Here is a 20633-nt window from a genome sequence, read left to right as displayed (position 1 = left end):
CGCCGGACGACACGGCGAAAGTGAATGGCAGGAGGCCAGAGCATGTTTACCACCACGCTGCGCAGCATCGGCGTCAGCCTCGTTCTGATCGCCGGGCTTGGGACGGCCATGGCGCAGGAAACATCGAATGTTGTGGCGACCGAAGGCGACTGGACGGTGTTTGCGGCGGACAGCCCCCGCGAATGCTGGGCCGTTTCGCCGCCGCGATCCACGATCAACACCCGTGGCGGCCAGACCGTCGAGGTCGCGCGCGGAGATATCCGCCTCTATGTGGCCTATCGGCCGGGTCAGAACGGCGAGGTGTCCTTTACCGGCGGCTATCCGTTCGCACCGGATTCGACGGTCGAGGTCGATGTGGGCGGGCGCAAGTTCAACCTGTTCACCGAGGGCGAAAGCGCCTGGACCGGCAGCCCCTCTGATGACGAGGCGCTGGTGACGGCGCTGCGTGCAGGGTCCAGTGCCGTGGTGACCGGGCGTTCGGCGCGCGGGACCACGACCAAGGACACGTTCAGCCTGTCGGGCGTGACGGCGGCGACCAACACCGCACGGTCGCGCTGTCAGTGAAACCGGGCAGGGGGGCGCTGCCCCCCGTCACCTGACGGTGACTCCCCCCGGGATATTTTCGGACCAATGCAGGCCGGGGCAGAGCAGGATGAGGCGGGCCGGTTGATTCCGGGCCCGCTTTCGCTTATGTGGCTGTCTTTCGCCCTTCCCTGACCAACCGCCGGTGATCTTATGACCGATCAGACCCCGTCTGCGCCGATCACGCAGGATGTCCTGACCATTCCGCGCAAGCTGCCCGAAGGGGGCCGCACGAATCTCGTGGGGCTGACGCGGGATCAGTTGCGCGCGGCGCTGATTGCGGCGGGCACGCCCGAGAAGCAGGCGAAGATGCGGGTGGGGCAGGTCTGGCAGTGGGTCTATCACTGGGGCGTGCGCGATTTCGCGGCCATGACCAATCTGGCCAAGGACTATCGCGCCCTGCTGGCCGCGCATTTCGAGATTGTGCTGCCCGAGGTCGTGACCCGGCAGGTCAGCGGTGACGGGACGCGCAAATATCTGGTGCGGATCGCGGGCGGCCATGAGGTCGAGGTGGTCTATATTCCCGAAGAGGGGCGCGGGACGTTGTGCGTCAGCTCTCAGGTGGGGTGCACGCTGACCTGTTCGTTCTGTCATACCGGCACGCAGAAGCTGGTGCGGAACCTGACCGCCGGTGAGATCGTCGGGCAGCTGATGCTGGCGCGCGACGATCTGGGCGAGTGGCCGGTGCAGGGCGCGCCCAAGGACGAGACGCGGCTGATCAGCAATGTCGTGCTGATGGGCATGGGCGAGCCGCTGTATAATTTCGAGAATGTCCGTGATGCCATGAAGGTGGTGATGGACAATGAGGGGCTGAGCCTGTCGCGCAGGCGGATCACCCTGTCGACCAGCGGTGTCGTGCCCGAAATCGCGCGCACCGCGCAGGAGATCGGCTGTCTGCTGGCCGTCAGTTTTCATGCCACGACCGACGAGGTGCGCGACCGGCTGGTGCCGATCAACAAGCGCTGGAATATCGAGACGTTGCTGGCCGCGCTGCGCGATTATCCGCGGCTGACCAACAGCGAGCGGATCACCTTTGAATATGTGATGCTGGCGGGGGTGAATGACAGCGATGCGGATGCGCATCGGCTGGTCGAGCTGATCCGGGGGATTCCGGCCAAGATCAACCTGATCCCGTTCAATGAATGGCCCGGCGCGCCCTATAAGCGGTCGAGCAACAACCGCATCCATGCATTCGCCGACATCATCCACAATGCGGGCTATGCCAGCCCGATCCGCACCCCGCGCGGCGAGGATATCATGGCCGCCTGCGGGCAGCTGAAATCCGCGACCGAGCGGGGGCGGAAGTCGCGCGCGGAGATCGCGGCCGAGGCGGCGGGCTGAGAGGGCAGAGCGGGGGTTTCACACCCCGTCGCCGGCTGGTCCTCGGACCAGCGGCGCACCAGTCGGCGACCCCCGTAGGATATTTTCGTGAAGAAGATAAGGGTCCGTTCAGGGGGTGGGGGCGGGCCAGGCGTCGATGATGGCCACGGCCTCGTCGGCGGTTTCAGCATAGTGGATCAGGTCCAGATCCTCGGGGCTGATCGTGCCGGCGCGGGCCAGCGCGTCCCAGTTGATCACCTCTTGCCAGAATTCGGCGCCGAACAGGATGACCGGGATGCGGGCCATGCGGCGGGTCTGGATCAGGGTCAACGTCTCGAACAACTCGTCCAGCGTGCCGAAACCGCCCGGAAACACCGTGATCGCGCGGGCGCGCATCAGGAAGTGCATCTTGCGGATCGCGAAATAGTGGAAGTTGAAGGACAGGTCCGGGGTGACATAGCGGTTGGGCGCCTGCTCATGTTCCAGCACGATGCCGAGGCCGATGGACTGGCCGCCGGCCTCGTGGGCACCCAGATTGCCGGCCTCCATCACGCCGGGGCCGCCGCCGGTGCAGATGACGAATTCGCGCCCGTCATGGGCGAGGCTGCGGGCGGTCATCTGCTGCGCGAAGAGGCGCGCCTGTTCGTAATATTTCGCCAGCGCGCCCAGTCCGGGGGTGCGCGCCTGGGCTGCATGTTGCGGGGCGGGCACACGGGCGCCGCCGAACATCACCACGGTCGAATCGATGCCGTGTTCGTCCATGACCATCTGCGGTTTCAGCAGTTCCAGCTGCAGCCGCACCGGGCGCAGCTCGTCGCGCAGCAGGAAATCGTGATCCGCGAAGGCCAGCCGGTAGGAGGGCGCGCGGGTCTGGGGCGTGTCCGGGATGTGGCGCGCGGCCTCGATATCGTCGGTGCTGTCGCGGAACGGATGTTTGCGGCTGTCTTCGCTCATGTGGTCCTGCTGCTGCGGTCTGCGTTGGCCTTGGCCTAGCGGCTTGGGGGCTGTTTGGCCAGACGGCCCGTTCCATTGCATCGAGGGGCCAAGCGGTTTATTTCCGGCCCCAACGCAATCGCCGGGGGACCGCAGATGAACAATGCCGCACTGGAAGCCGCCATCGAGACCGCATGGGAGGGCCGCGATGCCATCAGCCCCGCCACCACCGGCGCGGCGCGCGAGGCCGTCGATGCCACGCTGACCGCGCTGGATCAGGGCACGCTGCGGGTGGCCGAAAAGCGCGGCGATGACTGGCATGTGAACCAATGGGCCAAGAAGGCGGTGCTGCTGTCCTTCCGGCTGAACGACATGGAGGAAATGTCGGGCGGCCCGCAAGGCGCCAACTGGTGGGACAAGGTGCCGTCGAAGTTCCATGGCTGGAGCGCGGATGACTGGCGCCGCGCCGGTTTCCGCGCCGTGCCGGGCGCGATCGTGCGGCGCAGCGCCTTTATCGGCCGCAATGCGGTTCTGATGCCGTCTTTCGTGAACCTTGGTGCGCATGTGGGCGAGGGCACGATGGTCGATACCTGGGCCACGGTCGGGTCCTGCGCGCAGATCGGGCGCAACGTCCATCTGTCGGGCGGTGTGGGCATCGGCGGCGTGCTGGAGCCGTTGCAGGCCGGCCCCACGATCATCGAGGATGACTGCTTCATCGGCGCGCGGTCCGAGGTGGTCGAGGGCTGTATCGTGCGCGAAGGCTCGGTTCTGGGGATGGGGGTCTATATCGGGCAGTCGACCAAGATCCTTGATCGCGACAGCGGCAAGGTGATGTATGGCGAGGTGCCTGCGGGGTCGGTCGTGGTGGCGGGCTCGATGCCGTCGAAGAACGGTGTGAACCTCTATTGCGCGGTGATCGTCAAGCGGGTGGATGCGAAGACCCGGTCGAAAACCTCGGTGAACGAGCTGCTGCGCGACTGATGGCCACGCTGTTCATCGACGCCGATGCCTGCCCCGTCAAGGCCGAGGCCGAGCGGGTTGCCGTCAGGCTGGGCGTGCCGATGGTGCTGGTCTGCAATGGCGGGCTGCGGGTGCCGGCGCATCCGCTGGTCCGGTTGCAGATCGTCCCCGAGGGGCCGGATGTGGCTGACATCTGGATCGCCGAAAATTGCGGGCCGGGCGATGTGGTGGTGACGGGCGATCTGCCGCTGGCGGATCGCTGCATCAAGGCGGGCGCGCGGGTGGTGACCCATGCGGGTGAGGATCTGACCCCCGCCAATATCGGGCCGCGTCTGGCCGCGCGCGATCTGATGGCGGACATTCGCGCCTCGAATCCGTTCCATCAGGGCAGCGGTGCGGCATTCGGCAAGGCGGACCGGGCGCGGTTTCTGCAGGCGCTGGACCGGGCTTTGGGTGCGGCCCTGCGGGGGCGGTGAACCAATTGCGCCGGGACGCGTTCTGCGGTGCAGCATGTGGCAGGGCGGTGGCCGGGTATGGATCAGGACGAGACGATCACGGGGTTGATCGGGCAGGTGCAGCTGGCCGCGCGACAGGCGCCGCGCACCTCGCTGGGTCAGGTGATCGAGGCTTTGGGGCGCGACAGCTTTCTGCCCAATCTGATGATCCCGGCGCTGGCCGTGGTCTCGCCGCTGTCGGGCGTGCCGCTGTTTTCGTCGCTTTGCGGGATCACGATCGCGCTGGTTTCGGCCCAGATGCTGGCGCAGCGGCATCGGATCTGGCTGCCGGGCTGGCTGCTGTCCAAGCGGATCGACAGCGGCAGGCTGATCGGCGCGACCCAGCGGATGCGGCGCCCGGCGCGCTGGCTGGACCGGATCACGCGCCCCCGGCTGAGGCTGCTGGTGCGCCCGCCGGTGCTGTGGCTGACGCAGGCGATCTGCCTGATCTGCGGGCTGATGATGCCGTTTCTGGAGCTGGTGCCGTTCACCTCGTCGATCCTGGGGGCAGTGGTCTGCCTGCTGGCCTTCGGGATGCTGGCGCGGGACGGGCTGTTCACGTTGCTGGGGGTCGGTGCCGTGGGCGGGCTGGCGGCGGCGGTGCTGCTGTTCGTGAACGGCGCGACCGCCTGACAGGCCGTGCGACCCGAAGGGATGCGGGCCTGCGGGCCATCGAGGCCCCCATGCCCGCCGCCCCGGCGCCTGCGGCACCACGGCGCGCGCCCCTTATGCAGTGGGCTTGATCCGCGGTCCGGTTCCATCCGCGAAGGCCGCCAGCCGGTCGCGCGCGGCGGCCTGGGTGTTGACCACCCCGGCCACCGCCGATTCGGCATAGGCGGCGTCCAGCGCGCTCATGTTGCCCATATGGCTGATGGCCGAGCAGATGGCGAAATTCGACAGGGGCGGGTTCGCCGCCGCCGCCCGCGCGATCTGCTGCGCGCGGGCCAGCGGGTCCTCCTCCAGATACTGGCACAGGCCCACCGCGACGGCCTCGGCCCCGCGATACAGGCGCCCCGTCAGCATCATGTCGATCATCCGCGCCTTGCCGATCAGACCGGCCACCCGGATCGTGGCGCCGCCGCCGGTGAACAGACCCCGCTGCCCCTCGGGCAGGCCGAAATAGGTGTCCGGCCCCGCCACCCGGATATGGGCCGCCGAGGCCAGCTCCAGCCCGCCGCCGACCACCGCACCCTGCAAGACGGCAATGACCGGCACGCCTCCATATTCCATCCTGGTGAAGGCCTCGTGCCAGCGCAGGCAGACCTGCATGAACTCGGCCGCCGAGCGATCCTCGCGGTGATGTTCCACCAGATCCAGACCGGCGCAGAAATGCGGCCCCGCCCCGGTCAGGATCGCCGCCCGCACGCCCGACCGGGGCAGGGCTGCAAAGATGTCGACCAGCTCGTCGATCGTCGCCAGATCCAGCGCATTGCGCTTGGCCGGGCGGTTCAGCGTCACGGTCGCAATGCCCTCTGCATCGACATCGACCACCACATTCGTCAGCTTCAGCCTGTCCAGCATGCGCCGTCCTCCTCCGTTACCTTCACGTCTGCCCGATCAGCAGCATCACCACCGGGATGGTCAGGATCGACAGGGCGGTCGAGATCAGGATCGCCGCCGAGACCCGCTGCTGCGCCACCCCGAAATGTTCGGCCAGCATATAGACATTGCCTGCCACCGGCAGGGCGCTGGCCGCGATCATCACCCCCGCCGCCACCGGCGGCACACCAAGCGCCCAGGCCGCCCCGCCCACGGCCAGCGGATGCAGGACCAGCTTGGCCCCGGCCAGCCAGCCCGCCGCCGCGACCCGCACCAGCCGCCGCCCGGCCAGCCCCGCGCCGATCGCAAACAGCGCGCCCGGCGTGGCGGCGGCCCCCAGCAGGGCCAGAAACTCGTCCAGCGGGCGCGGCAGGGGCCAGCCCGCCTGCGCCCAGCCCAGACCCGCCAGCATCGACAGGATCATCGGATTGGCCGCGATCCCGCGCAGCACCGGCAGCACCGCCGACAGCCGCACGCCCCCCTGCCGCGCGGCATGGATGATCAGCGTGACCAGCGTGGAAAAGACCAGCAGATCAATGGTCAGCACCATCAGCAGCGGCCCCACTGCCACCGGCCCCATCAGCGCGACCAGCATCGGCACACCCAGAAAGCCGGTATTGCCGATCATGCAGCACTGCGCCTCCATCGCGGCCTCGGGCAGGGGCAGGCCGCGCGCCCGCGCCACGGCCATGCCCACCGCCCAGACCGCCGCCGATCCGCCCAGATAGGCCGCCACAAAGCGCAGATCGAAGATCGCCGCCAGATCGAGGCCCGCAGCAAAGCGGAACAGCATGGCCGAGAGGGCGAAATAGAACACGAAGCGGGTCAGCCAGCCTGCGGCCTCGGGCGGGAACAGCCGCACCACCACGGCCAGCCAGCCCAGCCCGATCAGCCCGAAAAAGGGCAGCACCCGCAGAAAGACCTCAGCCATGCGCCCCCTTGGCCCCCTTGGCCGGGCGGCTCAGCCGGACCCGATCAAAATCCCCACGGCCAGCACCAAACCACCGCCCACGACCACTTGCAAGGTGGCCCGCCAGAAGGGCGTCTGCATCCAGCGGTTCTGAATCCAGGCGATCGCCCACAGCTCGATGAAAACGACGATGATGGCGATGGTGGTGGCGGTCCAGAAATCGGGGATCAGATAGGGCAGCGCATGGCCCAGCCCCCCCACGGTGGTCATCACCCCGGTCGCCAGACCGCGCTTGAGGGGCGAGCCGCGTCCCGAGACCACCCCGTCATCGGATGCTGCCTCGGTAAAGCCCATGCTGATCCCGGCCCCGAGGGAGGCGGCCAGCCCGACCTGAAAGGTCGTCCACGGGTCCTGCGTGGCAAAAGCCACCGCGAAAATCGGCGCCAGCGTCGAGACGCTGCCATCCATCAGCCCGGCCAGCCCCGGCTGGATCCAGGTCAGCACGAAATTGCGATGCGCCACGGCATCCTCGGCGGCGCGGGCATCGGGGTCCAGATGCGCCTGCGCCAGCTCATCGGCGCGGGTCTCATGGCCGCGCTCGGCGGCGGCCAGATCGCCCAGCAGCTTGCGGATGCCCGCATCCTGACTGACCTGCGCCGCATGGGCGTAGAATTCGGCGGCGTCGCGCTCCATCCCGGCGGCCTCGGCACGGATGCGCTCCAGCGACAGGTTCTGGATCATCCAGGCCGGGCGCCGGGCCGGATAGCCCGCAACATGCTCGCGCCGGATCACCGGCATGGCCTCCCCCCAGCGCGCCCGATAGGCATCCAGCAGGGCGCGGCGATGCCCGTCCTCTTCCGCGGCCATCCCCTCGAACACGGCCGCCGAGGCCGGGTAATCGGCCCGCAGAAACGCCGCCCAGTTGCGATAGATCCGGGCGTCATCCTCTTCCGAGGCGATGGCCAGCGCCATCACCTCCTGCTGGGACAGATCGGGGAATCGCTTGCGGTTGGTCAGGAAGGGCATGGTCATCTTCGGTCCTCAAATATCCTCGGGGGTGAGGCCGCTTGCGGCCGAGGGGGCAGACAGCCCCCTTGCCACGGTGAATTCATGCGCGCCGTCCTCGATTGCGCGCGCCGACAGCATGGCATGCCCGGCCTGCCCGCAGAAATGCGGCACATCGACCACGGCCATCGGATCGCTGGTCAGCAGCACCAGCGCCTGACCGGGCACGACGTCCTGCAACGCCTTGCGCAGCCGCAGCACCGGCAGCGGGCACAGCAGACCGCGCGCATCGACGACCCCGGTCATGGCCGCAGCCCCGCGCACCAGTGCCGCAGATCCCCCGGCGCCAGCCTCTGCGCCAGATCGCCCGCGAATCCGGCGAAGGCCGCCCGCTGCTGGCGGGGCACATGCAGCACCGTGGGCACCCCGGCCAGCAGCGCCGCGCCGATCACCTGCCGGAAGCCCGCGCCCGCCGCCTCTTGCCGCCCGAATTTGGGCAGGATCAGCAGTTGGGCGCCCTCCAGCCGCGCCGCCACGCGCCCGGCGGCCAGTTCCAGCGCGCCGCTGTCCAGCCGACAGCCCGAAGATCCCGACCCCAGCGATTGCGAGATGCGGACCGGCGGGCCGTCGCAGCCCAGAACCTCCAGCTCCATCTCGCAGGCGCAACCGGCGCCGCGGTCCAGATTGCGCTGCACCGCACCGGCCAGCCGCCAGCCTGCCGCGCCCAGATCGGCCGCCAGCGCCGCGATCATCCGGTCCGCCGCGCCCGGCGCCTCATCGTCCAGCCCGAACCATGCCAGCATCCTGTGTCCGCCGCCCTCATGCCTGCCGCCCTAAAGCCCACTGTCCAGTGCGAATTTCATCAGCCCGTTGATGCCGTCAACACCCAGCTTGCGCTTGAGCGCCGATGAGCTGTTCGCCGCCGTCTTGTAGCTGACCCCCAGATCATCCGCGATGGCCTGAAGGCTGTGGCCGCGCCCGATCAGCGCCAGCACCTGCCGTTCACGTTCGCTCAGCGCCGACAGGGGATCGGCGGCTGCACCGGCGCGCAGGGTGGCCAGCGCCATCGCCTGCCGGGCCTCCAGATAGAATTCACCCGTCTCCAGCATGCGCACGGCATCGCGGAATTCCGAGGGCGGCGCGTTCTTGGACAGAAAACCCTGCGCGCCCGCCTGCAGGGCGCGGGCGGCAAATCCGGTCTGGTCGTTCATGGAAAACACCAGCACCCGCGCGTCGGGGGCCGCCGCGCGCAGCTCGGCGATCAGATCCAGCCCGTTCGCGCCCGCCAGATTGATGTCCAGCACGATCAGATCGGGGGCCGGCTCGCGGTCCAGCAGGGCCAGAGCCTCGGGGCCCGACATGGCCTGACCGACCGTCTCATAGCCCAGATCGCGCAGCAGGCGGCTGGCGCCCAGATGGGTGATCGGGTGGTCGTCGATGACAAGGGCGCGTTTCATGGCAGGTCAGGTTTCATGGCGGGTCAGGTTCCGGGGGGCGCCAGACCGGGCCAGCCGCAAGGGGCAGGCGGGGCAGGTGGCGGGGCAGATGGGCCTCTACTGTGGTGCCGCCCGGCGTCGATGACAACCGCAGATCGCCGCCGATCAGCGTCACCCGTTCGCGCATGCCGGTCAGTCCGGTGCCTTCGCGCAGGCCAGGGGCGATGCCGCGCCCGTTATCGGACAGGCGGATGCGGTAATGCGCCGGGTCGGTCCAGATCCGGGCGTCAATCTGATCCGCGCCCGCATGGCGCAGGGCATTGGTGCTGCCCTCCTGCAGGATGCGGAAGAGGGTCAGCGCCGTCGCCTCGTCGGGTTCGGGCAGGCCTGCGGCGACATCGAGGGCAAAGCGCGTGTCGGGAAAGCGGCGGGCGAGGTCATCGACGTAGTCGGACAGCACCGTGGCCAGCGGCAACTGCCCGATCGCCATGGGGCGCAGATCGCCCAGAAGCGCGCGGTTGATGCGCGTGATCTCATCCGCGATGGCGGCGATCTGCGCGGCAGATTGCGCGGTGGCGGGATCGGGGGCTGCGCGCAGCCCGTCGGCCTCGACCCGCAGGGCAAAGAGGCAGGGGCCCATCTCGTCATGCAGGTCGCGGGCGATGGCCTTGCGTTCGGCATCCGAGCGGGCGACGATCTGATGCTGCAGGCGCTGGCGGTCGGTGCGGGCGCGCTCCAGCGTCTCGGCCAGATGGTCGGCATGGCGGGCCAGCGGCGCCAGATCGGGTTCGGACAGCGGCCCGATGCGGGCGTCCAGATCGCCGCGCGTCAGATCGGCCAGCCGCGCGCTGATCACCGCCACCGGGCGCAGCGCGCGGCGCAGCGCCAGCGCGATCAGCGCCGCCTGCGCCCCGGCGGCCAGCAGCGCCAGAGCCAGCAGCGTGGTGATGTCGCGCCAGGCGCGGGCGATGAGGTCCGCCGGATCGGCGGTGATCAGCACATAGCCGCGCGGGCGCCCGTCGATCACCACCGGCAGGCGGGTTTCCTGAAGGTCGGGCGCCACCAGGCGGGCAAAACGCAGCGGCGCCGTCTGGTCGGGATCGGCCGGGCCGGGGGGCTGGCGCAGGGTGCCATCGCGCGAATCCAGCACGCCGATGCGGGCGTGGCGCGGCTCGGTCAGCCGTTCCGGCAGCAGCGCCATCAGCCGGTCGGCAGGCACCGCGCCCTGCATCGTGCCGATCGTGGCCAGCACCAGATCGCGCGCCGTGGCCGCCGCCATCCGCGTCTCGGCGGCGATGTCGGCGCGCAGCCGGTCAAGGCTGCCCACGACCAGCACCCCGGTCAGGGCCAGCTGCACGGCGAGGATCAGGCCGAGGATGCGGGTGGTCAGCGAAAGGCGGCTCATGGGCGCAGAGTGGCGCGCCTGCGCGGGTGGGGCAAGGGCCGCGCGCGGTCAGGGGGCGCTGCCCCCGTCCCGTGCCGGGACTCCCCCAGGATATTTTGCCCAAGGCAAAGGGGCGGGAAATTTTGCCCAAGGCAAAGGGCCCGGGATATTTTGCCCAAGGCAAAGGGGCGGGCTTTTCTGTCGCGGCGGGCGGGCGTAGAGAGGGCGGATGAGCGATTATGACGAGATTGCCGCCCGGATCCGGGCGCTGTGTGCGGGCGAGACCGATGAGGTCGCGCTGATGGCGACGGTGGCCTGCGAGCTGCATCATTCCGACGCGCGGTTCGACTGGACCGGGTTCTACCGGGTGGTGGCGCCGGAGCTGCTGAAGATCGGGCCCTATCAGGGCGGGCATGGCTGTCTGGTCATTCCGTTCTCGCGCGGGGTCTGCGGGGCTGCGGCGCGCACGGGTCAGGTGCAGATCGTGCCGGATGTCGCGGCGTTTGAGGGCCATATCGCCTGTTCCAGCAGCACGCGGTCCGAGATCGTGCTGCCGGTGTTCGGCGCGCAGGGGCGGCTGATCGGGGTGCTGGATATCGACAGCGACCGGGTGGATGCCTTTCATGCGCGCGACGGTGCGGCTTTGGCGGCGATTCTGGCCGAGAGTTTCGGCCATCTGTAACCCTTCTGAGGACATGTGATGATCTGGGACACGCTGGCCAATATCCCCACCGCGCAATTGCTGACCTTTGTGCTGGGCGGGCTGGTGCTGAATTTTGCGCCGGGACAGGATGTGTTCTTTGCCAGCGCCTGCGGCATTCAGGGCGGGCCGCGCGCCGGGGCATGGGCGGGGTTCGGCGTGGGGCTTGGCGTGCTGATGCATATCGCGCTGGCCACCGTCGGGCTGGGCGCCATGGTCGCGGCCCATCCCGAGGCGTTGCGGGCGATCAAATATGCAGGCGCCGCCTATCTGCTGTGGCTGGCGTGGAAAAGCTGGCGGGCGGGGGAGATCGACCCTTCGGCGCGGGGCAGCGTCAGGGTCTGGAACATCATCCGGCGCGGCTTTCTGTCCAATGCGCTGAACCCCAAGCCGGTGCTGTTCATGCTGGCCTTTCTGCCGCAATTCACCAACCCCGCATGGGGCCCGGTCTGGCAGCAGATCCTGGGGCTGGGGCTGGTCTTTGCCTTCACCGGCACGCTGGTCACGATGGGCTATGGCATTGTCGGCGGTGTCGCGGGGCAGGTCCTCGGCAGGCGGCTGGGGCTGGTCAACAAGATCGCGGCCGTCATGTTCGCGGGCCTGGCCCTGCGCCTTGTCGTGAAATGAGCGGGTTCGTCTATGCGCCGCCGCCGGATACGCCCGTGGTGCTGCATGCCGATCACGAGATTCTGGTCGTGGACAAGCAGGCGGGTCTGTTGTCGGTGCCGGGGCGGGGCGAGGATCGCGCCGATTGCCTGATCGCGCGGCTACGGGGCGCCTTTCCGACCGTGCTGCTGGTGCACCGGCTGGATCTGGACACGTCGGGGGTGATGGTCTTTGCGCTGACGCCGCATGCGCAGCGCCATCTGGGAAGGCAGTTCGAGGCCCGGCAGGTGAAGAAGGTCTATATCGCCCGCCTCGCCGGGCGGCTGGAGCCAAAGACCGGCCGGGTCGATCTGCCGCTGATCGTGGACTGGCCCAACCGTCCGCGCCAGAAGGTCGATCACGTCGAGGGGCGCGCGGCCCAGACCGACTGGCGGGTGATCCGCGCCAGTGATGCCGAGACCCGCGTGCGGCTGATGCCGGTGACCGGGCGCAGCCATCAGTTGCGGGTTCACATGGCCGCGCAGGGGCATCCGATCCTGGGCGATCCGCTTTATGCCAGCGGCGAGGCGGGGGCGCATCCGCGGCTGATGCTGCATGCCGAGACCCTGCGCCTGCGCCATCCCGACAGCGGCGAGCCGGTCAGCTTTTCGGTGCCGGCGCCGTTCTAGCGCCGGTCCGGGGGGCTGGCGGCTGCGCCGTGATGCAGGGCGCGGTTCTTGTGGGTCGGGCGGGGCTGACCTAAAGCTGGCGCATCACCAGCCGGAGAGGGGATCAGGATGACGCATCTGTGGGTCAGGGCCGAGAGCAGGCCGAACGAGGATCGCGTGGGCATCACTCCGGAGGGCGTGCGCCACCTGCGGGCGCAGGGCTTTGCCGTCACGGTCGAGGACAGCCCGCGCCGCATCATAGCCACTGCCGGTTATGCCGACGCAGGTGCCACGATTGCGCCCGAAGGAAGCTGGCCCACCGCCCCCGACGACGCGATCATCTTTGGCCTCAAGGAACTGCCCGAGGATGGCACCCCCCTGCGCCACCGCCACATCATGTTCGGGCATGCCTTCAAGGGCCAGCCCGCCGGTCAGGTCTTGCTGCGCCGCTTTGCCGAGGGCGGCGGCGTGCTGCTGGATCTGGAATATCTGACCGATGAGGACGGGCGCCGTCTGGCGGCCTTTGGCTATTGGGCGGGCTTTGCGGGGGCGGCGGTGTCGCTGAAATGCTGGGTCGCGCAGGCGCAGGGCGGCATCTGCGGCCCCGTCGCGGCCTGTCCCGACCGCGCGGCGCTGACCGATGACCTGCGCGCGCAGATGGATGCGACCGGGCTGCCGCGGCCCCGCGCCATCGTGATCGGCGCCAAAGGCCGCGTCGGCCGGGGTGCCAGCGATCTGCTGACCGAAATGGGCGTGCCCGTCACCGCCTGGGACATGGCCGAGACCGCGCATGGCGGCCCCTTCCCCGAAGTGCTGATGCACGACATTTTCGTCAATGCGATCCTGGCGCATCCCGGCGCCCCGGTCTTTGTGCCCGCCGAGGCCAAAGGCCCGGCCCGTGCGCTGACCGTGATCGGCGATGTCGCCTGCGATCCGACCAGCGATTTTTCCCCGATCAAGGTCTATGACCGCACGACCACATGGGACGCGCCCGCCCTGCGCGTGGCCGAAAACCCGCCGCTGGATGTGATGGCCATCGACAACCTGCCCTCGATGCTGCCCCGCGAAAGCAGCGAGGATTATGCCGCCCAGCTGCTGCCCGTGCTGGCGGGGCTGGCCGATCCCGGCAATCCGGTCTGGGCGCGCGCCGCGGCGCTGTTCCACCACCATGCAAACGAGGTCTGACATGACAATCCATTGGGTCGGTACCGGCCTCAGCGCGATCCCCGGCCTGCGCGGCCTGATCGAGGGCGGCGTACCCGTCGTCGTCTGGAACCGCACCGTCGAAAAGGCCCGCGCCGAGCTGGGCCGGACCGGCGCCGAGATCCGCGCCTATACGCCGGATGCGCTGGAGCGGGCGGTGGTGGCGGGGGATGTCATCGTCTCGATGCTGCCCGCCGATCAGCATGTGGCGCTGGCGCGGATGGCGATCGGCAAGGGCGTGCATTTCGTCAGCTCGTCCTATATCGCCCCCGAGATGGCGGCGCTGGACGGGGATGCCCGCGCGGCAGGCGTGGCGCTGGTCAATGAGGTGGGGCTTGATCCCGGCATCGACCATCTGATGGCGCATGATCTGGTCAACGGCTACCGTCAGGTCGCGCAGCCCGGCGATGTGGTGCGCTTTACCTCGTATTGTGGTGGCGTTCCGGCGCGGCCCAACCCGTTCCGCTACAAATTCAGCTGGTCGCCTCTGGGTGTGCTGCGGGCGCTGCGCTCGCCCTCGCGGTCGCTCGGTGGCGGCGCCGTCCGCGATGTGGCGCGGCCCTGGCACGCGATTGCGCCCTATCAGGCGCCGCTGCCCAGGCCCGAGACGTTCGAGACCTATCCCAACCGCGACAGCCTGCCCTTTGTGCAGCAATACGGCTTTGCCCCGGACTGGGACGTGCAGGACTTCGTGCGCGGCACGATCCGGCTGGAGGGCTGGGCCGAGGCATGGGCCCCCGTCTTCGCCGAGATCGAGACGCTGACCGGCGAGGCGGGCGAGGACCGGCTGCGCGGGATGGCCGAGGCGTTCTGGCGCGACAACGCCTATGGCGCGGACGAGCCTGACCGTGTGGTGCTGTTCGTCGCGCTGAAGGCCGAGCGCGGCGGCCGCACCGTCTGGCACCGGGAATGGGTGCTGGATGCGCAGGGTGATGGCCGGGGCAGCGCCATGGCGCGGCTGGTCTCGCAGCCGGTGGCGATGGCGGTCAGGGCGGTGATGGCGGGGCAGATCGGGCCGGGGGTGCATGCCGCGCCGCATGATCCCGCGCTGGTCTCTGACTGGCTGGAACAGGTCGCGGGGCAGGCCCAGCACATGGCGCTGGTCGATCATCTGGCACAGGATGGCCTGACAGGAACGTGATCGCCTGCGCGCGGCAGCCGCGGAACGGCTGCCGCCTTCGACGGTTCGGTCGGTAACAAAACCCGAAGAAACGACCGGAGGATCACCATGTCGCGGATCGCGCGCCCCAAGATGACCAGCCTTGCCATCAGCGTCCTTGCCTTGGCCGCTGCGACCGGCATTCTGGCGACCGCCGCTTTCGCGCAGGACGTCAACAGCGCCCCCCCGCACGGGGCGGCCTTCGATCAGACCCCCGCCTTTGAAGGTCAGACCCGTGCCCCGGTGATCGGGGACGACCTCGCCCTGACCCGGACCACGATTGTGGACGGGCTGGAACATCCGTGGGGATTGGCCGGATTGCCCGACGGAAGCTGGATTGTCACCGAACGTCCGGGCCGGATGCGCATCGTCTCGCCCGAGGGCGCGCTGTCTGACCCGATCGGCGGCCTGCCCGAAGTGGACGCCCGTGATCAGGGCGGCCTGCATGACGTGGCCGTCGCCGCCGACTTTGCCGAGACGCGCCGCGTCTGGTGGACCTATGCCGAGCCGCGCGACGAGGGCAAGAACGCCACCGCCCTCGCCACCGGCGTTCTGTCCGGGGACGGCACCACGCTTGAGGACGTCACCCGAATCTGGCAGCAGCAACCGGCATGGGAATCGACCAAGCATTTCGGCGCCCGCATCGTCTTTGACGGCGAGGGCCATCTGGTCGTCGGGCTGGGGGAACGCTCGGACCCCGAGCCGCGCGAATATGCGCAGGACCCGCAATCGACGCTTGGCAAGGTCATCCGCATCAACGCGGTCGATGGCAGCCCGGCAGGCGCAGGGATCGAGGGCGCGCTGCCCGAGATCTGGTCGATGGGTCACCGCAACATTCAGGGCGGCGCCGTCGATCCGAACGGCAATATCTGGTTCAACGAACACGGCCCCAAAGGCGGGGACGAGCTGAACCTGATCAGGCAGGGCGCCAACTATGGCTGGCCCGTTGTGACCTACGGCGTCGACTACTCGGGCGACGAGATGGGTGAGGGGCTGACCGAACAGGAGGGCACCGAACAGCCCGTCTATTACTGGGACCCGTCGCCCGCACTCAGCGGCATGGCCTTTTATGAGGGCGAGATGTTCGCCGACTGGCAGGGCGATGCGCTGATCGGCGGCCTGCAGAGCCAGGATCTGATCCGGCTGACCATCGACGGCGACCGGGTGACCGGCGAGGCCCGCTATCTGGAGGGCATCGGCCGCGTCCGCGAGGTCGAGGTGGCCGCTGATGGTGCGCTGATGCTGATCACCGATCACGAGAATGGCGCGCTGATCCGTGTCGCGCGGGAGATGTGAACCCGGGTGACGGCGGCCTTGGCTGACCAAAGGTCATCAGGATCATTGATGGCCCGCTGCCAGTCTGGTGGCGGGCCATTGCTGTTCTTGCCCGCGGGCGGACCCCGGCGTCAGGCGGGCCTGTGCAGATCGCGTGCGATCATCGCGGCCTGCGTGCGGTTGCTTGCGCCCAGCTTTCGGCACAGGGTTCTGACATGCAGCTTGATCGTGACCTCTTGCAGATCCAGCTCTCGGGCCATTTCCTTGTTTGATTTGCCGCTGTAAAGCCCCGCCAGCACCTCGGCCTCGCGTGAGGTCAGGGGCGGGAACAGCGAGCTTGCAGGTTGCTCGGCGTTGCCCTGTGGCAGGATGATCTTGCCTTGCGTGATCTGTGTGATGGCCGCCGCAAGGGCCTGTGCTGTCATGGTCTTGGGCAGAAAGCCGCGCGCCCCGGCCTGAATGGCCGCATGCGCGACAGCAGGCGGTGCAATACCCGACAGGATCGCGACCGGACAGCGATCGACCATCTCGATCACCCGGCCCAGTCCGGCAAGGCCATCCATCCCCGGCATGTCATAGTCCAGCAGAACGATGTCAAAAGCGTTGTCGACAGACCGCCTCAGCAACCTTTCGGCCTCATGGGCCGAGCCTGCCTGAACGACGGGACCAAGCCCTTGACTTGTCAGGAACATAGCTATGGTTTCGCGGATAAGATCGTGATCGTCAGCCAGCAGGATTTTCATGGCGACCCTTCTGATCGGCAGACATTCGCCGTATTTTCATGGCAACCCTTCTGATCGGCGGACATTCGCCGTCAGCGTGTATGTATGCCAGAATTTACCAAGTGACGGGCGACTAAAGTATAGAAGACCTCGACTTTTCTTCATATAAACATTTAAACTCCAATGTATATTCATATGGTGTGAAGGGATGCGATCTGTGCAATCGTGCATCCTTGGGCCCGTCATCCGGACTATCTATGCGTCGCGACCTGTACCATCTGCCATGCTGCCGCAGTCTTGCGGTCATGACTGCACTGTGTTTCCCGGCCACAGGCGGGGCCGGTCAGGCATTGCTGGTGGTTGAAACCCAGGAGGGGGTCGCAAGTTACGACATCGCCGCGCTTGAGGCGCTTGGCCCGGTCGAGGTAACGACAACAACGGTCTGGACGCAGGGGACGCAGCATTTTACTGGCGTCGCACTGGACGCTTTGCTTGCCGATGCCGGGATCGACGAGGGAACGATCGTGGCAATTGCGATAAACGACTATGCTGTCGAAATTCCCGTGGCCGAGGCAAGACGGGATTCAGATGGCTATGGGCCTGTTATCGCTTATCATTTAAACGGGCAGCCCATGACCGTGCGCGACAAGGGGCCGCTATGGCTGGTTTATCCGTATGACGCAAGATCTGACTTCCAAAGCGAAGTGGTCTATACCCGAAGTATCTGGCAGCTTGATCGGATCAGGCAGTCACGATGACGCGGCCCGGCCACCCGGACCCGCGCCGCGGGCAGGCGCGGGACCAGCGAGCGTTCGCAACACATTCTTTCTGGTGCTGGCGGGGTTCTTTCTGGCGGTCATTTTGTGCGCGGTTGTCATCTGGCAAATCAGCGGTGATGCGCGGCGCCAGATCGACGAACTGGCAACCGCCAATACCGACAGCGTGCAATGGTCGCTGGCGCAGGCCGAAGTCGAGATTCTGGCCATGCAGTCAGAGATGGCCAGTGCCGCAATGTCTGTGCCCGACGAACGGCCGGACAATCTTGCCGGGTTGCGCCAGCGCTATGACGTCTTTTATTCGCGGGTCAGAACGCTGGCCGAGGCGGAGGTCTATGTCGACCTCCGCGCCACCCCGGTCGGGTTGGAGGCCATTTCCAGCGCGCAGCACTATCTTCGCTGGACGGCGCCGCTGATCGACGGGCCGGACGAGGCGCTGGTTGCGGCTCTGCCCGAATTGGTGGCCGCCACGGGAACGCTGCGGTCCGTGCTGCGACAAGGCTCGCTTGAGGGGGTGCGCGTGTTTGCGGCCAAATCCGACGAGCGGCGCAGGCAACTGGCGCAGGGCCTCTCGGATCTGGGCACGATTGCGGCGCTGCTGTTTTTCGGGTTGGTTCTGGCGGTGGTCGCGCTGGCGATCCTGTCGCGCATTTCGGCCGGGCAGGCGGAACGCAATGCCGCCACCCGCAGCCGGCTGGAGGCTGTCATCAGTACGTCGATCGACGCGATTGTCGTGGCCGGGCCGGACGGGCGGGTCCGCGACTTCAACGAGGCCGCCAGCCGCATGTATGGCTATTCCGCGGACGAGGCGATCGGCAGCGATATCTTTGATCTGATTGTGCCGCACGACAAGCGGCACCGGATGGGCCAGTTGCTGCGGCGCGTGCAAGAGCGGCCCTATATGCCCGTGCGGATCGAGGTGATCCAGTCCTCGGCCCGGCGCCGGTCGGGCGAACTGTTTCCGATCGAGTTTTCGATCTCGGGTGCCGAAAGCCCCGAAGGTCCGGTCATTGTGGCCTTCATGCGCGATATTTCGCGCCGCGTGGCCGAAAAGGCCGAACTGATCGAAGCCCGCGACCGGGCGCTGGCCGGAAAGCGCGCCAAGGCTCAGATGCTGGCGGTGATGAGCCACGAGATGCGCACGCCCCTGAACGGGGTGCTGGGGACGCTGGACCTGCTCAAGGGGACCGCGCTGGACGACACGCAGCGCCGCTATGTCGAGGTGATGGAACAGTCGGGTCACATGCTGCTGACCCATGTGAACAACGTGCTGGACATTTCGCGCGCCGATTCTGGCAATATCACGCTGGCATATGAGCCGTTTACCCCCTGTGGTCTCGCCTCGGATGTGCTGGACACGCTGAAAGGTGCCGCAGACAAGCGGGGCAATCTGCTGGCGATGACCGTGCTGGGCGATCAGCGGGGGCCGGTGATGGGCGATCCGGCGCGACTGACTCAGGTGCTGATGAATCTGGTCGGCAACGCGATCAAATTCACGCAGAACGGGCGCGTCGCCGTCGAGATCGACCGCAGCTTTTCCGACGGAAGCATCGAGTTCCGCGTGATCGACACGGGGATCGGGATTCCCGCCGGCGATCTGGGTCGCATCTTTGAAGAATTCGTCACGCTTGACTCGGCCTATAACCGCAGCGCTCAGGGCACGGGGCTGGGGCTGGGCATCGTGCGCCGTCTGGTCGTGCTGATGGGCGGCAAGATCTCGGTCGACAGCACGCCGGGGCAGGGGTCGACATTCCGGGTCAGGCTGTGCCTGCCTGCCGCTTGCCCCGAACCTGATGATGCGGCGGCAGCTGTGGCCGCAGGGTCGTCAGGTTCTAAGATCGGCCCTCTGCCCGACCTGCCGATGGCGCGCAACGTGCTGGTGGTCGAGGATAACGCAACCAACCGCATGGTCGTCGGCGAAATGCTGAAAAAGCGGGGCTGTTGCGTGACCGAGGCCGAAGACGGGGATGAGGGCGTGCGGCTGGCCCAGAACCAGCCCTTCGACCTGATCCTGATGGATATCAGCATGCCCCGCATGGACGGCATCAGCGCCACGCGCGAGATCCGCAGGCAGGGGCCAAATGCGGATACGCCGGTCGTCGCATTGACGGCCCATGCCCTGCCCGAGGATCTTGCCCATTTCCGGCAGGCTGGCATGACCGGCACGCTGATCAAGCCCCTGTCATTCCGGCAACTTGACGAGGTGCTGACCGGCCTGCCCCACCGGGACCCGGCTGGCTTTACCGCCGCCGCAGCGAACCCGGGACCGGGCGACGCCGTCATTGTGACAGAGCTGCAGGAGGCGGTAGTCGATCCCCATATTTTCACGGCGCAGGTGCGACTGGCGGAATCCCTCGGCGCCGAGCGTGCCAAGAGCGTCCTGCGGGGAATTCTGGCGGAACTGGACGAGGGGCTGGCCCGGCTGGCCGCTCTGGCCGAGCAGACTGATGGACAGGCGGCGCTGGCTGCTCTGGCCCACAGGCTGGCGGGTTCGGCGGCGCTGATCGGCTTCTCGCAGATGCATCGCGACCTTGTTTCGCTGGAGGCTGAGGTCCGGCGCGCAACATTCCTGCGCGCGGATTCCGACCGGCGGCGGCGTCAGGTCGAGGCATTGCGGTCGCTGATGCCTGACCCCTCTGCATGGGGCGCATGACCTGACAGGCAACGCTCTGCTGCGCCTGCCAGCGGTGGGAGCATGCTGTTCAGCGGCGAAGCGATTCCGGTGAAAGGCGGACAAGTGTCAGTGAAGCATAAGAGTGCCGATTTCAAGTTTCAGCAAAACGAATCACTCATAAGTTGCTGAATATAAAATACTAGAGCGTGTCGCGTTCATTCGGGTTTGTATCCTGCGGCGATGAAGCAGTTGAGGCATTCGTCTTCGGAGAAGAGGTCGCAGACGGCCCCGACTGCTTTCCAGAGGTCATCGTAGGTTCGGGCCGTGGCTTTGCGCAGGAGAGCTTTCAGCTTGGCGAAGGCCATTTC

The 20633-nt window shown here is 67.6% G+C and carries 22 protein-coding genes; 13 read left to right on the top strand and 9 right to left on the bottom strand.

The window, feature by feature from the left end:
* Positions 1-42 precede the first annotated feature (42 nt).
* Together ACK41U_RS15690 and rlmN are read left to right on the top strand one after the other, a co-directional pair.
* Entirely contained in the window at positions 43-564 is a 522-nt protein-coding gene (locus tag ACK41U_RS15690) for an invasion associated locus B family protein (RefSeq protein ID WP_409681984.1), read from the top strand.
* Between the two features lie 171 nt (positions 565-735).
* On the top strand, positions 736-1923 hold the full coding sequence (gene rlmN, locus ACK41U_RS15685) for a 23S rRNA (adenine(2503)-C(2))-methyltransferase RlmN (RefSeq protein ID WP_409681981.1): 1188 nt from the start codon (positions 736-738) through the stop codon (positions 1921-1923).
* A 108-nt stretch (positions 1924-2031) separates the two neighbouring features.
* On the opposite strand, the gene ACK41U_RS15680 is transcribed toward rlmN, so the two are convergent.
* Entirely contained in the window at positions 2032-2856 is an 825-nt protein-coding gene (locus ACK41U_RS15680; protein ID WP_409681978.1) for an LOG family protein, read from the bottom strand.
* A gap of 135 nt (positions 2857-2991) precedes the next feature.
* Between ACK41U_RS15680 and dapD the strand changes: the two genes are divergently transcribed.
* From dapD to ACK41U_RS15665, 3 genes are read left to right on the top strand one after another with little or no spacing between them, the layout of a single operon-like run.
* Positions 2992-3816, top strand: coding sequence for a 2,3,4,5-tetrahydropyridine-2,6-dicarboxylate N-succinyltransferase (gene dapD, locus ACK41U_RS15675; protein WP_409681975.1), 825 nt, complete (start codon positions 2992-2994; stop codon positions 3814-3816).
* A complete protein-coding gene (locus ACK41U_RS15670; protein ID WP_409681972.1) occupies positions 3816-4271 on the top strand; it encodes a YaiI/YqxD family protein in 456 nt (151 codons plus the stop codon). The genes dapD and ACK41U_RS15670 overlap by 1 nt, the downstream gene beginning before the upstream one ends.
* A gap of 57 nt (positions 4272-4328) precedes the next feature.
* Positions 4329-4922, top strand: a complete 594-nt coding sequence (locus tag ACK41U_RS15665; protein WP_409681969.1) for an exopolysaccharide biosynthesis protein — start codon at positions 4329-4331, stop codon at positions 4920-4922.
* Between the two features lie 93 nt (positions 4923-5015).
* Here ACK41U_RS15665 and ACK41U_RS15660 read toward each other — a convergent pair whose 3' ends face one another.
* The 7 genes from ACK41U_RS15660 to ACK41U_RS15630 are packed head-to-tail and all read right to left on the bottom strand — an operon-like array spanning position 5016 to position 10584.
* Complete coding sequence (locus tag ACK41U_RS15660; protein ID WP_409681966.1) at positions 5016-5810, bottom strand: crotonase/enoyl-CoA hydratase family protein; 795 nt, start codon at positions 5808-5810, stop codon at positions 5016-5018.
* A 22-nt stretch (positions 5811-5832) separates the two neighbouring features.
* A complete protein-coding gene (locus ACK41U_RS15655; protein ID WP_409681963.1) occupies positions 5833-6759 on the bottom strand; it encodes an AEC family transporter in 927 nt (308 codons plus the stop codon).
* 30 nt (positions 6760-6789) lie between these two features.
* Entirely contained in the window at positions 6790-7764 is a 975-nt protein-coding gene (mbfA, locus tag ACK41U_RS15650) for an iron exporter MbfA (RefSeq protein ID WP_409682015.1), read from the bottom strand.
* A gap of 15 nt (positions 7765-7779) precedes the next feature.
* Complete coding sequence (locus ACK41U_RS15645) at positions 7780-8049, bottom strand: sulfurtransferase TusA family protein (protein WP_409681960.1); 270 nt, start codon at positions 8047-8049, stop codon at positions 7780-7782.
* Positions 8046-8546: a DUF2478 domain-containing protein gene (locus ACK41U_RS15640; RefSeq protein ID WP_409681957.1), complete on the bottom strand. Its 501-nt coding sequence runs from the start codon at positions 8544-8546 to the stop codon at positions 8046-8048. Before ACK41U_RS15640 ends, ACK41U_RS15645 begins: the two co-directional genes overlap by 4 nt.
* Positions 8547-8576: 30 nt before the next feature.
* On the bottom strand, positions 8577-9200 hold the full coding sequence (locus tag ACK41U_RS15635) for a response regulator (protein WP_409681954.1): 624 nt from the start codon (positions 9198-9200) through the stop codon (positions 8577-8579).
* Between the two features lie 13 nt (positions 9201-9213).
* Complete coding sequence (locus tag ACK41U_RS15630) at positions 9214-10584, bottom strand: ATP-binding protein (RefSeq protein WP_409681951.1); 1371 nt, start codon at positions 10582-10584, stop codon at positions 9214-9216.
* Between the two features lie 208 nt (positions 10585-10792).
* Between ACK41U_RS15630 and ACK41U_RS15625 the strand changes: the two genes are divergently transcribed.
* The 6 genes from ACK41U_RS15625 to ACK41U_RS15600 all read left to right on the top strand — a co-directional run bounded on the left by ACK41U_RS15625 (position 10793) and on the right by ACK41U_RS15600 (position 16174).
* Positions 10793-11245 (top strand): GAF domain-containing protein, encoded by a 453-nt coding sequence (locus tag ACK41U_RS15625; protein ID WP_409681948.1) that lies wholly within the window; start codon positions 10793-10795, stop codon positions 11243-11245.
* Between the two features lie 18 nt (positions 11246-11263).
* Complete coding sequence (locus ACK41U_RS15620) at positions 11264-11890, top strand: LysE family translocator (protein WP_409681945.1); 627 nt, start codon at positions 11264-11266, stop codon at positions 11888-11890.
* On the top strand, positions 11887-12537 hold the full coding sequence (locus ACK41U_RS15615) for a pseudouridine synthase (protein WP_409681942.1): 651 nt from the start codon (positions 11887-11889) through the stop codon (positions 12535-12537). The genes ACK41U_RS15620 and ACK41U_RS15615 overlap by 4 nt, the downstream gene beginning before the upstream one ends.
* A gap of 108 nt (positions 12538-12645) precedes the next feature.
* Positions 12646-13701, top strand: coding sequence for a saccharopine dehydrogenase (locus ACK41U_RS15610; protein ID WP_409681939.1), 1056 nt, complete (start codon positions 12646-12648; stop codon positions 13699-13701).
* A gap of 1 nt (position 13702) precedes the next feature.
* A complete protein-coding gene (locus ACK41U_RS15605; RefSeq protein WP_409681936.1) occupies positions 13703-14860 on the top strand; it encodes a saccharopine dehydrogenase family protein in 1158 nt (385 codons plus the stop codon).
* Between the two features lie 141 nt (positions 14861-15001).
* Positions 15002-16174, top strand: a complete 1173-nt coding sequence (locus ACK41U_RS15600; protein ID WP_409681933.1) for a PQQ-dependent sugar dehydrogenase — start codon at positions 15002-15004, stop codon at positions 16172-16174.
* A gap of 110 nt (positions 16175-16284) precedes the next feature.
* On the opposite strand, the gene ACK41U_RS15595 is transcribed toward ACK41U_RS15600, so the two are convergent.
* Positions 16285-16896, bottom strand: a complete 612-nt coding sequence (locus tag ACK41U_RS15595) for a response regulator transcription factor (protein WP_409681930.1) — start codon at positions 16894-16896, stop codon at positions 16285-16287.
* 236 nt (positions 16897-17132) lie between these two features.
* Between ACK41U_RS15595 and ACK41U_RS15590 the strand changes: the two genes are divergently transcribed.
* Together ACK41U_RS15590 and ACK41U_RS15585 are read left to right on the top strand one after the other, a co-directional pair.
* Positions 17133-17633: a molybdopterin-dependent oxidoreductase gene (locus ACK41U_RS15590; protein WP_409681928.1), complete on the top strand. Its 501-nt coding sequence runs from the start codon at positions 17133-17135 to the stop codon at positions 17631-17633.
* 73 nt (positions 17634-17706) lie between these two features.
* Positions 17707-20304: an ATP-binding protein gene (locus ACK41U_RS15585; RefSeq protein ID WP_409681925.1), complete on the top strand. Its 2598-nt coding sequence runs from the start codon at positions 17707-17709 to the stop codon at positions 20302-20304.
* Positions 20305-20633 lie beyond the last annotated feature (329 nt).

The organism is Paracoccus sp. (in: a-proteobacteria) (assembly GCF_046289755.1).
Classification (GTDB): domain Bacteria; phylum Pseudomonadota; class Alphaproteobacteria; order Rhodobacterales; family Rhodobacteraceae; genus Paracoccus.
The sequence above is the reverse complement of the archived record's forward strand: the minus strand, read 5'-3'. Positions and strand labels throughout refer to the sequence as shown.